This is a genomic window from Streptomyces sp. NPDC005141, assembly GCF_053599975.1.
The window spans coordinates 301828-314116 of record NZ_JBSFYW010000002.1; the positions used below are offsets into that span (position 1 = coordinate 301828).

The window sequence follows — 12289 nt, forward strand, 5'->3', positions numbered from 1 at the left end:
GCCCAACACGCCTGCGGCTTCCGCCTCGTGGAGATCGAGCGACCCCGTCTCCGGATTCCATGGCCGCCCCGACTTCCGTGCCGCCCGGTTCAGTCCCCCGCGCCGGCGTCCGTGTCGGCCGACTTCCGCAACCGGATGACCATGGGGATGACGAACCACGACAAAATGTACAGCGCGGCGACGCCCGAGACGATCCACGGCACGTACCCGTCGTCCCGGGTGGCCGTGCGCAGCACCAGGAGCAGCGAAGAAGTCATGGTGACCAGCAGGAGGAACAGGCCGAGCATGGTCAGTCGGGAGGCCCAGACGACAGCCTGCGGCTTGATGCGGTGGCCGGACACGATCCGGTGGATCGACACGGGTGCGATCAGAGTCCCGATGGCCGTCGCCCCGAGGACGATCGTGACCATGTACAGGGTCTGGTCCGCCTGTGAGAGCTGCCGGTAGGTCGGCTGGAACACCACGGTCAGCAGGAAGCCGAAGAGGATCTGCACGCCGGTCTGCGCGACACGGATCTCTTGCAGCAGGTCACCCCACATCCGGTCGGCGCGCTCCTGAGGGGACTCGTCGCGCCCGTCTCCCCGTGCTCCGCTCTGCATCGACAGTCCCTTCTTCCGGCCGCAGGGTGTGCGGGGCCGCGCCCTCGTCCCGCGGGTCCGCCGAGCGGACCGAATCTCAGTGGCCCAGTGCGTTCTTCAGCTGCTGCTTGCTCATGGAGGAGCGGCCGTGGACATTGCGCTTCCTGGCCTCTTCGTACAACTGGTCCTTGGTGGGTCCCTGCGCGCCGGAATGCGATCGCTCGCCACCCCGCTGCGAGGCCGACTTCGGGTCGCGCAGGGATGCCTTGCTCGCGGTCTTCGACTCGCCTGCCCTGGCCCGCTCCTTGTTCACGGTACGCGCCGCGATCTCCTCCGCCCGGCTCGTGGACTCTCCGCGTTCCCTCGCGCTCTCCTTGATGTGTTCGTACTGCCTCTCGCGCTTGCCGCTCGATCCAGCAGGCATGGCACGCCCCTTCCTGGTCTGCGCTGTGCCTCGTACGTGAACCTTCGAGTACCCCGGCCACCCGGAGACTCACGGCCGCTCCCGGAATTGAGTCCCCAAGGGATCAGGGGCGCTTCCGTCCGGCCCACGGGGCGGTACGGGGGGAAGGCACCGGCCGGCCACCTGCGCCGGCGGGATGGGCCGTCCTCGAACCGCAGGCGGCCCACCCGCTCGAAGGCGCGTACAAGGCCGCCTCTACGCCTTCGCCTTCTTGTGGCGCACTGCCAGCCATACGACGGTGGCAGCGCCCGCGGCCGCCAGAATCAGCGTGCGGTTGTCCCGTGCCACCCGCGCACCCTGTGCCGCCTGCTGCCGCAGGGGTTCGGGTGCCTTCTCCTCCCATACGCCGCCTGCCTGGGCGGCCTTGTCCCGCACCTGGTCCGCGGCCTGGGCGGCCTTGTCCTTGACCGGGTCGGGCACCTTGTCCTGGACCGCCTGCGCGGCCCGGACCGCCTTGGCCTTCAGCTCCCCCGCCTTGGCCGCGGCCTGCTCCGCGACTTCGGCCGTCTTCTCCTTCACTTCGGCGGTCCTCTCCTTGGCCCGGGCCTTGACATCGGTCTTGTCCGCCAGCGCCTGCACCGTCTCCCCGAGCTCGGCGCGGGTCTGCTCGACCTGCTCACGCACCTCGGCGGGGGTGGGGGCGGTCTGCTCGTCGTCGAACGGTTTGCTCATCGGTGGGCACTCCTCTTGATCTCGGCCACATCGGCCTTCACGTTCTCGATCGCCTGCTCCGGCTTGGGCGGCGCCGCCCGGCCGACCTGCCTCTTCCCCCTCAGGGCCATGACCGCTGCGACGACGCCCAGCGCCACGGTGACGATCAGCGCCGCGGCCCACACCGGCAGCGATACGGCCAGCGCGGCGATCGCGGTGGCCACGAGGGCCTCGAGCATCAGAAAGCCGACCACCCCCGCGCCACCGAACAGTCCGCCGCTCCTCCCGTACCGCCTGCCCTTCTCCCTCATCTCCGCCTGCGCCAGACGAAGTTCGCCCCGCACCAGCTCGGTCAGCTGCTGCGAGGCCCGCTGCACCAGCTCACCCACCTGATCCGGCCCGGTCCCCCGTGCCTGCTCGGTGGATCCATCGGCCTGCGGCCGCACGCTCGACACGGCCATCACCTCCTGTCCGTCTCTCGACTCAGGCCGGGACACTCGATGTGCTCCGGCAACCGGTGAGGGGGCGGGTACCCCGAACCGGGCCATCCAGGGCAGCTGACCGACCTTCGGCTTGTCTGCGGCCGGCCGGACCGCGCGATCCTCTGCCTCACGCACCCTTCGCCCGAAGTCGCAGGTCGACCTCCTTCTCCTGGTCTCCCGACGCCGTGCCCTGTTCCTGCACGGCGAACGCGCCGTGCAGGGCTTCACACAGCTGGTCCACGGCGACGTAGCCGCCCTGCAGCGTGGCCGTGACCGAACCCTCCAACGGGGTCGCGCCGGTCGGGATGCGCTCCTCGGTGGGCTCGAACTCCGACGTCCACACGGGAGGGCGGTCGCCCGGCTGCTCGTGGGGCACGTCGTCGGAGGGCCGGTCGATGGGGAACGCGGTCCGCAGGACACCGAAGACGGTGGCGGCATCCTCCTCGGACGCTCCGGTGAGGGACACGGTGACCATCAGGTCACTCCTTTCCGCAGGTGTACGACGGTGCGCTCCGGGTTCTCCGCGGAGGCGATGCCCGCCGCGAGAACCCCGAAGCGGTGCGGACGGTGCGCGGCCTCGGCTGCCTCGTACAGGCTGATATCGCGGCCCGGCCACGCCCCAGCGAGTCGGATCCGGTCAGCCGGCCGCGCCGGGCTCCGGCAGCGGTCGCGGTTGCGGCTGCGGCTGCGGCTGCGGGCACCCCTTCGGCGTCACCTACCGGGGCCCCGCGCGGCGCGCGAAGAATGCGTCAGGCGGACGCTTCGTCGGGCACGGGATGCTCCGGATGGGGACTGCCGGACTGTGGGGCACCCTTCCGCCCGGTGCCGGCTTCGTCCGTGTCGGGAACCTCCGGGTCCGGAGTCTCCGGGTCCGCCCGCTCGTCGGGAGCCGACTGCATCTCCGTGCCGACGACGTCCCACGGATCCTCGTCGGCTGTGGCCTGCTGATCGGGCAGATCCCTCGGTATGGGCTTCGGCATCGGCTCCCCGCTGTTACCGGGGCCTTCCGGACGGCGATCGTTCACGGCGCTCTCGCTTCCTCACGCGGGACGTGGCGTGACGCGCAAGTACCCCTCCGGTCGACGTTGATGCCGGTCATCGCCACCCGCCTCCCGGAGCCCGGAGCCGCCGAGCCGCCGGCGCCCATGGTCCGTTTCGTCATCGGCAGCGCGGCGCTCGCAAGATCCTCACGGCTCGGGGCGATAACCGGCCACGAAGATCGCGTGTAGACCTCCCTTCACAGGGCACCCGGGGCATAAGTGGTACATATCGAAATGAATCAGACAAAGCGCGATCCGGAGAGACCTCATGGGGATGCCCGGCGAGAGCCCGCTCATCACACCGCCCGGTGTCTACGCACCGCAACGCGACACCGAGCTCCTGATGGACGCCTTGTCCAGGGAGCGCGTGGACCCCTCCACCGACGTGCTCGACCTGGGCACCGGCAGTGGTGCCCTGGCCCTGCGCGCCGCGGGACTGGGGGCGCGGGTGACCGCCGTCGACATCGACTGGCGCGCCGTGTTCACCACGCGCCTCAACGCGCTCCTCGCCCGCCGTCGCGTCACCGTCCGCCGCGGCGATCTCACCGCGGCCGTACAAGGACGGACGTACGACCTGGTGGTGAGCAATCCGCCCTACGTGCCCTCTCCGGCCCTCCGGCTGCCGCATCGGTCGCCGGAACGCGCTTGGGACGCCGGCCCGGACGGCCGTGCGTTCGTGGACCGCGTCTGCGACGAGGCACCGGCGGCACTGCGCCCGGGAGGTGTGCTGCTGCTCGTCCACTCCACGCTCTGCGGGACCCGGCCGACACTGCGACGGCTCACCCGCGCCGGATTCGAGGCGACGGTGACTGATCGTGCCGTCGTCCCTTTCGGCCCCGTGCTGAGCTCACGCCGGACATGGCTGCGACGCCAGGGGCTGGTGACCGACGAGAGCGACAACCGGGAAGAGTTGGTGGTCATCCGTGCCCAGCAAGCCTGAACGACCGCGCCGCGTGACCATGGACCGCGACGGCCCGCTGCTCGTCGAGGGCCCGGTCGAGGTGGTGCGGGAGGACGGCACGGTCCTCACCTCCCGGCGCTTCCGGGCGGCGATCTGCACCTGTCGCCGCAGCCGTACCTACCCCTGGTGCGACACCAGCCACCGTCCTCGGGCGAAGCGGGAGACGACGTGACAGGCCCCCTGCTCCCGTCGGCGCGGGGCGAGGTCTCGCGGTCTCTCGCCTCGACACTGCGCTACGGCACGCCCCTGCCCGCACTCCCCCACTCCCTGGAGGACGCCGATCCGTACGGCGACGATCTCCAGATCGCTCTCTACACGCTGTACGAACTCCATTACCGCGGCTTCGCCGAGGTGAGCGACGAGCGCGAGTGGGACCCCGGACTGCTGGCCCTGCGCCGGCCACTGGAACTGCGCTTCCTCAAGGCCCTGCGCGGCGACGTTCCGGTCGGCGCGGACGTCTCCGAGGCGCTCGAAGCGCCTCTGCTGGAACCGGTCGGCCACGACGACACCAGTGTCAGTCACTACCTCCAGCGCGACGGCGAACTGTGGCAACTCCAGGAGTACGCCGCCCTGCGTTCGCTGTACCACCTCAAGGAGGCCGATCCGCACGCCTGGGTCATTCCGCGCCTGCACGGCCGGGCCAAGGCCGCGATGGTGGCGGTCGAGTTCGACGAGTTCGGAGCCGGCCGCGAGGAAGACATCCACGCCCGCCTCTTCGCGGACCTCATGGCGGACCTCGGGTTGCGCACGGACTACGGCCACTATGTCGACGCGGCCCCCGCGGAGGCGGTCGCCACCGTCAACCTCATGTCCCTGCTGGGCCTGCACCGCGCCCTCCGGGGTGCTCTGGTGGGACACTTCGCCGCCGTGGAAGTCGCCTCCTCCCCGGGGTCCAGGCGACTGGCCGCGGCCCTGCGCAGAGTCGGGGCCGGCAAGGCCGCGCAGCGCTTCTACGACGAGCACGTCGAGGCCGACGCCGTCCACGAGCAGGTCGTACGTCGTGACGTCATCGGCGGGCTGCTGGAGGACGAACCCGAACTCGAACCCGACGTCGCCTTCGGTGTGCTGGTCACCGGCCTTCTCGAAGACCGGTTGGCGGCCCACCTGTTGTCCGCGTGGAAGGGACGACGCAGTGCCCTGCGCGTTCCGCTCGGCTCGGACAACTGACGGCGTTCGACAGGGCGATTTCGGAAGAGTCCGGGTTCATGGCCGACGAATAGCCCTTCCCTCGAAGGGAATACCCGGTCACGGGCGACCACGCACGGCAGGACGCGCACGTACGGCGCCTCCCTCCTCTTCGGCCCCTGCCTGGCGCGCCTCGTACGAAGGGGTTCGAGCAACCCGTGCGCCCTATTGCAGAGCGTGGACGGCGGCGGCGAACACCGGAGGCATCCGGGATGCCGCGGGGACGACCAGGCGTGCCGTGCCGGGACGGCGGCCGGCGGCCAGCAGAGCCCCGGTCAGCCACCGGTGACGCCGTGTCAGCTGCGCCCATGCCCGCTCGTACTCCCCCGCGCGTCCTGCCACGAGGCAGCGGACGGCGGCCTCCGCCGTCGCCAGCCCGAGAGCGATTCCCTCTCCGGTGAGGGCGTCCACGTAGCCCGCCGCGTCGCCGACGAGCAGGACGCGTCCGGCGACCCGGCGCCGTACGCGCTGCGACAGCGGCCCGGCGCCCCGCACCTCCGTCACGGGGGTCCCGCGCAGCGACGCGGTGAGGGCCGGGAAGTCGGCCAGATGCCGGTCGTATCCGCGACGCATGCGGCTGAGGACCGCGACTCCCACCAGGTCGTCGGCGACCGGTGTCACGTAGGCCTCGCCGTGCCCCGACCAGTGGACCTCCACGAAGGCCGTCCACGGCTCCACACGGTAGTGCCGACGCAGCCCGTAGCGCCGGTGTGCGCCGCTCGGCAGTTCCAGTCCCAGGCCGCGACGGACTCCGGAGTGCAGGCCGTCGGCGGCGATCAGCCAACGCGCCGTGAGACCGGCGGCGGTGACGGTGTCCGTGGTCTGACCCACTTCCCCCACCTTGCCGGGCACGATGCGCACACCGAGACCGAGAGCGCGCTGGTGCAAGGCTCGGTGCAGCGTCGTACGGCGGATTCCCAGCCCTGTGTGGCCGCGGAAGGGCGCTTCAGCGCGTACGGCACCGTGGACGTAGCGGATACCGCGCAATTCCCTGCCGGTGACCTCGACACCCAGCGCCCGCAGCCCGGCGACACCACTGGGCATGACGCCTTCCCCGCAGGCCTTGTCCACGGGCGCCGTCCGCGGTTCGACGACCACGGCCTCGAGCCCGGCCAGCGCGCAGTGAATGGCGGCGGCCAGACCAGCCGGCCCGCCACCGGCCACCAGGACGTCGATCACGCCGGAGCGGACGTGAACGAGGCGGTCACGGCGGCCAGTGCCCGGTTCTCGCACCGGACGCGCACGGCCAGCACGGCGGCGTTGGCCAGCGTGAAGACGATCGCCGTGACCCAGGCGGTGTGCACCAGCGGCAGCGCCACACCTTCCGCGACGACCGCCACGTAGTTCGGGTGCCGGAGCACCCGGTAGGGCCCGCGGGCCACCAGGGGCAGGCCGGGCACGACGATCACCCGGGTGTTCCAGCGGGATCCCAGGGTGACGATGCACCACCAGCGCAACGCCTGGGCACCCGCCAGCACGGCCACCATCGGCCAGGCCAGGGCCGGGATGAAGGGGCGGGCGGCCAGCCACACCTCGACCGGGCAGCCGACCAGCAGACCGGTGTGCAGCGCGACCATCGCCGGGTAGTGGCCCCGGCCCGCCTCGACCGCCCCGCGAGCAAGGCTCCACCGCTCATTGCGGCGGGCGACGAGGAGTTCGCCGACCCGCTCGGCGGCGACGGCGGCCACCAGCAGTCCGTACCAGATCATGTGTGCGTGTCCCACCGTTCCATGTCGTGCACCGGGTGCCTACCAGCGCAGCAGCACCAGCTCGCAGGCGAAGCCCGGCCCCATCGCCAGAAGCAGACCCGGGGTACCGGCGGTCGGGCGGCGGGTGGCCAGGGTGTCGCGCAGCACATGAAGCACGGACGACGACGAGAGGTTGCCCACGTCTGTCAGGTGACGCCATGTCACATCAAGTGCCCCGTGGGGCAGTTCGAGGGACTCGGTGACGGCCTCCAGGACCTTGGGCCCTCCGGGGTGGCACACCCAGGCGGTCACGTCCTTCGGCTTCAGGCCGTGGTCACCCAGGAATCCCTGGACGTCGGCGGCGAGGTATCGGCGCACCACGTCGGGGATCTCCGGATCCAGTACGACCTGGAAGCCCGAACTCTTGATGTCCCAGCCCATGATGCGACCGGTGTCGGGATACAGCCGGCTGCGCGTGTCCACGATCGTGGGTCCGTCGGCTTCGCCCGTACGGCGCGCGCCACAGGCCACCACCGCGGCGGCGCCGTCACCGAACAGACCGGTGGCGACCATGTTGGCCAGGGAGGCGTCGTCGCGCTGAAACGTGAGCGAGCACAACTCGACCGAGAGCAGCACCGCCACCTGGTCGGGCCGGCCGAGCAGATAGTCGTGCATCCGGGACAGGCCCGCCGCGCCCCCGGCACATCCCAGGCCGAACAGCGGCAGTCTCTTGACGTCCGGCCGCAGTCCGAGGCGGCCCGCCAGCCGGGCGTCGATGGAGGGCGTGGCGATGCCCGTGACGGAAGTGAAGATGAGCAGGTCCACGTCGGCCGCGGACAGACCGGCCGCGCGCAGTGCTTCTCGAACGGCCTTGGCCCCCATGTCGGTGGCGGCCGTGATGAAGACGTCGTTCGCGGCACCGAACCCGTCCAGTGCCTCGTACTCCTCGAGTGGCAATGTCATGTGGCGTGTGCCGACCTTCGCGCTGCGGTGCAGCCGGTCGAGCACACGGCGGTCGGCGCCTAGGGGCAGACACGTGCGGGCCACCATGTCCGTGATCTCGCGCTGGGTGTGGCGGTGCGGCGCGAGGGCGCCGTGAACGGCGGCGATCCGCGTCATAGGGCTCCCGTCCGAACGCCGACTGGGGTGGGCTGCTCACCAGGCCTTCCCCGGACAGGCACTCCGCCACCAGGGATCGCCCGTCCGGCCCTTCGTCCCGTGGCGCGCTGCGGCCGGGTGGACCATGGCTCCTACCATCGGCGAGTGGCTACTCCCGAGCACTCGACGACCGGTGGCACGGCAGGGTCCTGGACGGGCTGGTTGGGCGGTCTGGGGCGAGCGTGCCACCCCGGTCCCGTCGTGGCCGTCACCGCGCTGACGGCGGCGCTGGCCGCGATCGCCGGCCAAGGAACCGGGACGTACGTCCTGACCGTCGCCGCCGTTGTGACGGGGCAGTTGTCGGTCGGCTGGTGCAACGACGCCTTCGACGCGCGGCGGGACATCGCGACGGGGCGCCGGGGCAAACCCGTCGTCGACGGCGCCATCGGTGTGACGCGGCTCTGGGCCGCCGCGTACGTCGCGCTGGCCCTGTGTGTGCCGCTCTCGCTCTGCTGCGGCCTCCGGGCCGGCGGCATTCACCTGGCCGCGGTCGCGGCGGCGTGGGCGTACAACCTGCGCCTCAAGGCCACCCGTTGGTCCTGGGCACCCTACGCGCTGGCGTTCGCCGCGCTCCCGGCGTTCGTGGCTCTCGGGCTGCCGGGACATCCGTGGCCGGCCTGGTGGGTCGTCGGCGCCGGGGCGCTGCTGGGAATCGGAGCGCATCTGGGCGATGTACTGCCGGACATTCGCGGTGATCTTGTGACGGGCGTACGGGGATGGCCGCAGCGGCTGGGAGCGGAGCGCGCGCGGCAGTTGCTTCCGGTGCCCCTGGTGATCGCGTCCGCACTTCTGGCGTTGGGGCCCGTAGGACCACCTGGCCGGCGTGAAGGGGCGGCGCTGGCCGTGGTCGGCCTCGTCGCGGTGACGGGGGCGGTGCTGGGACGCCGCTGGGAGCGGGCGGCGTTCGCGACGGCGGTCGTCGTGGCGGCGGTGGACGTGGCGCTGCTGCTCAGCGGCGTCGGGATCGCGCCGCCCTGAGGTCGTGGGCCGCATCCGACTCCAGGCCTGCGGCAACCCACGATCTCCCCCCGCCCCGAAGTGCCGGCATGAGGCGCCCTAGCGGCTACTCCCCGTCGCTCGCGGAGGTGCCGAGGCTGAGCTGGGACTCCAGCTGGCCGCGAACGTCGGTGGGCAGCTCACCGGTTCGCGCCCAGTCGACGATCAGTTCGGCCACGTGGCGCAGCTTGATGTTGGTGTTCTGCGAGACGCCCCGCAGCGCGTCCCAGCCCTGGTCCGGGGTCAGTTGACCCAATGCCAGGATGACACCGATGGCCTGATCGACGACGGCATGCGACCGTACCGCCTGTTTGAGCTGAAGATTCTCGCCCTCCAGGCGCGTCACGGCGTCCGCCGAGCTTTCAGAGGGCACGGCTGGCTGCTGGGTCGTGTCCCATTCGGACGTCAACGTCGCCTCCGGGGTCTGGGAGTCCGGCGCAGTTCATCTCGTGTCATGTTCGTGAAGTTCGGCTTCGTCACGCCGGCTTCGTCACGCCGGCTGCGGGAGCCGGTCCGGCGTCGGCGCGTTCACTCGCCCGCACCTCGTGCCGATCGCGTCATCGTTCTTCTGTCACCGTTCGCGGCTGCCGCGCCCTCTTCGGCGCGGGAGGCACCGTGCTCGGCGTCATGCCGGGCCAGGAGGGCGAGGAGATCCGCCACCGCCGGCCCGGAGTCCGCCGGATGCCGGAGGAAGGTCCCCTCTTCGATCCGGTACTCGTTGGAGCGCCCTTGCCGGGTGTGCGTGAGGTACCCGCCCTCCTCGAGATCAGAAATGATCTTCTGGACGGCCCGTTCGGTGAGTCGGCAGCGCGCCGCGATGTCACGGATTCGCGTGGTGCGGTCCTCGGCGATCGCCGCCAGCACGCGGGCATGGTTGGTCAGGAACGTCCAGCCGGTATGTGACTCAGGTACTCCACGCATCCCGTCAGGATAGGCGCAACATTCCTGTATGTGAAAGGGTGAATTCTGGTTCCTGTGTCCGGGGAGAGGAGCGGCGTACGGACCTCCGCCCCGTCCGCCGCAGCGGCCACGTCTCACACCGGCCAATTCCTGCGATCCCCGGAGACGGAGAAGCGCCGCCCCACCCGCGGCCCGGCGGCGCCTACTTGAGATCGGCGTCGGTGTAGTAGCCGCCCCCTACCAGCACGTCCTTGTAGTTGCTCTTGTCGACGCTCGTCGGCTGCAACAGGTAAGCGGGCACGATCTTGGAGCCGTTGTCGTAGGTGCCGTTGTCGTTGAGCGTCGGCTCCCTGTCGTTGAGCACGTCGTCGGCCATACGTGCCGTCACCTCGGCGAGCTGGCGGAGATCCTTGTAGACGGTCTGCGTCTGCTGACCCGCGATGATCGACTTGACCGAGGCCAGTTCCGCGTCCTGACCGGTGACGACCGGGAGGGGCTTGGCGCCGGAGCCGTAGCCGGCCGCCTTCAGAGCACCCAGGACGCCCATGGAGATGCCGTCGTACGGCGACAGTACGGCGTCGACCTTCTCGATCCCGTACGACTTGGCGAGGATGCCCTCCATACGCTTTCGCGCGGTGGCACCGTCCCAGCGCAGCGTCGTCACCTTGTTCAGCCCGGTCTGGCCGGACGGGACGACCAACTGCTTCTTGTGCAGGTACAACTGCAGGAGCTGCATCGCACCGTCGAAAAAGTATTGGGTGTTGTTGTTGTCGTCCTTGGAGCCGGCGAATTCGATGTTGAAGGTGCCCTTGCAGTCTTCCAGGCCGAGTCCGTCGATGATTTGACTTGCACCTCGGGCTGAAGCCCGAGGATTCTGGCCTTCTCGATCGTTGCTGTGCCGCTACGCGGCACGGGGTTCGGTCGGGAATCCGTGGCTTCCTGCTTCTTCGCGTTGTGCCGGGATTGCTCCTGGTCTTACCGGCGCTCCGCAGGCCGATACCGCCAGTCCGGCGGCCGTCTTCACGTTGACAGCGGCGTTGATGTCCCGGTCGTGGACGGCGCCGCAGGCGGTACAGGTCCATTCCCGGACGTTCAGGGGTTTGGGTCCGTCCTTGACGCCGCAGGCCGAGCAGGTCTGGGAGGTCGGCTCGAACCGGCCGATCTTGACCAGGGCGCGGCCGTACCTTTGTGCTTTGTATTCCAGCATGCTGATGAACGATGCCCATCCGGCGTCGTGCACGGACTTGGCCAGCTTCGTGCGGGCCAGTCCCGCCACCGACAGGTCCTCCACGGCGATCCCTTGGTTCTCGGAGATCAGCTTCGTGGAGAGCTGGTGGTGGAACTCGCGGCGGGCGTCGGTGACTTTGGCGTGGGCGCGGGCGACCTTGAGGCGAGCCTTGGCGCGGTTCTTGCTTCCCTTCTGTTTGCGGGACAGCTCCTGCTGGGCCTTCTTCAGTTTCTTCTCCGCGCGTCGAAGGAAGCGCGGAGAGTCGATCTTCGTGCCGTCGGAGAGGACCACGAAGTGTGTTAGTCCCAGGTCGATGCCGATGGTGTGCTCGGTTTCGGGCATCCGTGTCGTGTCGGCGGCGGGGTCGGTGTCGATGACGAAGGAGGCGAAGTACCGCCCGGCCGCGTCCTTGACGACGGTGACGGAGGTGGGGGTGGCGGGCAGTGTGCGGGACCACTTCACCTTCACCGCGCCGATCTTCGGCAGGTTCAGACGGCCGCTGTCGGTGATGTTCCAGCGGGCGTTGGCGGTGAACCGGATCGACTGCCGGGCGTCCTTGCGGGACTTGAAGCGGGGCGGGCCGGTCCTGGGGCCCTTGCGCGTGCCCTTGAGGGAGGCGAAGAAGTTGCGGTACGCGGTCTCGGCGTCCCGCAGGGACTGCTGGAGCACCACCGCGGAGACCTCACCCAGCCAGGACCGTTCCGCTGTCCGCTTGGCCTCGGTGATCAGGCGCGTCGACAGCTCCCCTGCCTTCGGGAACGGCTGCTCGGCCTTGCGGGCGTCTTCACGGGCGCGGACCGCGTCGTTGAACACGACACGGGCACACCCGAACGCCTTCGCCAACGCCGACTCCTGGCCGGTGTCCGGGTACAGGTCGGGTAGCCGGGATGCATCACTGCATCCCGGCCCCCTCAGAACCGTGCGTGCACCTTTCAATGCACACGGCTCAAGCTCGCCCC

16 protein-coding genes and 1 pseudogene are annotated in these 12289 nt (G+C 70.3%); 4 read left to right on the top strand and 13 right to left on the bottom strand.

The genetic code is table 11. From position 1 onward, the window contains the following. Positions 1-89 precede the first annotated feature (89 nt). From ACWD68_RS02780 to ACWD68_RS02805, 6 genes are all read right to left on the bottom strand, one after another. A complete protein-coding gene (locus tag ACWD68_RS02780; protein ID WP_451804658.1) occupies positions 90-599 on the bottom strand; it encodes a DUF6328 family protein in 510 nt (169 codons plus the stop codon). Between the two features lie 76 nt (positions 600-675). After that, positions 676-1002 (bottom strand): plasmid stabilization protein, encoded by a 327-nt coding sequence (locus tag ACWD68_RS02785; protein ID WP_451804659.1) that lies wholly within the window; start codon positions 1000-1002, stop codon positions 676-678. Between the two features lie 234 nt (positions 1003-1236). Next, the gene (locus tag ACWD68_RS02790) at positions 1237-1713 is read right to left on the bottom strand and encodes a DUF3618 domain-containing protein (RefSeq protein ID WP_451804660.1); all 477 of its coding nucleotides are present in this window, start codon (positions 1711-1713) and stop codon (positions 1237-1239) included. Further along, positions 1710-2153: a phage holin family protein gene (locus ACWD68_RS02795; RefSeq protein ID WP_451804661.1), complete on the bottom strand. Its 444-nt coding sequence runs from the start codon at positions 2151-2153 to the stop codon at positions 1710-1712. Before ACWD68_RS02795 ends, ACWD68_RS02790 begins: the two co-directional genes overlap by 4 nt. 148 nt (positions 2154-2301) lie before the next feature. Then, positions 2302-2649, bottom strand: coding sequence for a hypothetical protein (locus tag ACWD68_RS02800; protein WP_451804662.1), 348 nt, complete (start codon positions 2647-2649; stop codon positions 2302-2304). A gap of 274 nt (positions 2650-2923) precedes the next feature. Then, positions 2924-3199: a hypothetical protein gene (locus ACWD68_RS02805; protein ID WP_451804663.1), complete on the bottom strand. Its 276-nt coding sequence runs from the start codon at positions 3197-3199 to the stop codon at positions 2924-2926. Between the two features lie 283 nt (positions 3200-3482). Between ACWD68_RS02805 and ACWD68_RS02810 the strand changes: the two genes are divergently transcribed. Genes ACWD68_RS02810 through ACWD68_RS02820 form a run of 3 tightly spaced genes read left to right on the top strand, consistent with a single transcriptional unit; the run spans position 3483 to position 5342 of the window. After that, positions 3483-4154 (top strand): HemK2/MTQ2 family protein methyltransferase, encoded by a 672-nt coding sequence (locus tag ACWD68_RS02810; RefSeq protein WP_451804664.1) that lies wholly within the window; start codon positions 3483-3485, stop codon positions 4152-4154. Beyond that, positions 4138-4347, top strand: coding sequence for a CDGSH iron-sulfur domain-containing protein (locus ACWD68_RS02815; RefSeq protein ID WP_451804665.1), 210 nt, complete (start codon positions 4138-4140; stop codon positions 4345-4347). The genes ACWD68_RS02810 and ACWD68_RS02815 overlap by 17 nt, the downstream gene beginning before the upstream one ends. Continuing rightward, positions 4344-5342 (top strand): iron-containing redox enzyme family protein, encoded by a 999-nt coding sequence (locus ACWD68_RS02820; protein WP_451804666.1) that lies wholly within the window; start codon positions 4344-4346, stop codon positions 5340-5342. Before ACWD68_RS02815 ends, ACWD68_RS02820 begins: the two co-directional genes overlap by 4 nt. A 183-nt stretch (positions 5343-5525) precedes the next feature. Here ACWD68_RS02820 and ACWD68_RS02825 read toward each other — a convergent pair whose 3' ends face one another. From ACWD68_RS02825 to ACWD68_RS02835, 3 genes are read right to left on the bottom strand one after another with little or no spacing between them, the layout of a single operon-like run. Continuing rightward, positions 5526-6539 (bottom strand): NAD(P)/FAD-dependent oxidoreductase, encoded by a 1014-nt coding sequence (locus ACWD68_RS02825; RefSeq protein WP_451804667.1) that lies wholly within the window; start codon positions 6537-6539, stop codon positions 5526-5528. After that, positions 6536-7069 carry an isoprenylcysteine carboxyl methyltransferase family protein gene (locus ACWD68_RS02830; RefSeq protein WP_451804683.1) on the bottom strand — a complete coding sequence of 178 codons (534 nt, stop codon included), beginning with the start codon at positions 7067-7069 and terminating at the stop codon, positions 6536-6538. Before ACWD68_RS02830 ends, ACWD68_RS02825 begins: the two co-directional genes overlap by 4 nt. 39 nt (positions 7070-7108) lie before the next feature. Beyond that, a complete protein-coding gene (locus ACWD68_RS02835) occupies positions 7109-8167 on the bottom strand; it encodes a type III polyketide synthase (RefSeq protein WP_451804668.1) in 1059 nt (352 codons plus the stop codon). Between the two features lie 144 nt (positions 8168-8311). Here ACWD68_RS02835 and ACWD68_RS02840 point away from each other — a divergent pair, with 144 nt between their 5' ends. Continuing rightward, positions 8312-9184: a UbiA family prenyltransferase gene (locus ACWD68_RS02840; protein ID WP_451804669.1), complete on the top strand. Its 873-nt coding sequence runs from the start codon at positions 8312-8314 to the stop codon at positions 9182-9184. Positions 9185-9269: 85 nt separating this feature from the next. Here ACWD68_RS02840 and ACWD68_RS02845 read toward each other — a convergent pair whose 3' ends face one another. The 4 genes and pseudogenes from ACWD68_RS02845 to ACWD68_RS02860 form a co-directional block, all read right to left on the bottom strand. After that, positions 9270-9575, bottom strand: coding sequence for an ANTAR domain-containing protein (locus ACWD68_RS02845; RefSeq protein WP_451804670.1), 306 nt, complete (start codon positions 9573-9575; stop codon positions 9270-9272). A gap of 155 nt (positions 9576-9730) precedes the next feature. Next, complete coding sequence (locus ACWD68_RS02850) at positions 9731-10123, bottom strand: helix-turn-helix transcriptional regulator (protein ID WP_451804671.1); 393 nt, start codon at positions 10121-10123, stop codon at positions 9731-9733. 181 nt (positions 10124-10304) lie between these two features. Then, positions 10305-10946 (bottom strand): annotated as a pseudogene (locus ACWD68_RS02855) (substrate-binding domain-containing protein); the annotation flags it as partial. Positions 10947-11003: 57 nt separating this feature from the next. Continuing rightward, complete coding sequence (locus tag ACWD68_RS02860) at positions 11004-12203, bottom strand: RNA-guided endonuclease InsQ/TnpB family protein (protein ID WP_451804684.1); 1200 nt, start codon at positions 12201-12203, stop codon at positions 11004-11006. Positions 12204-12289: the final 86 nt, after the last annotated feature.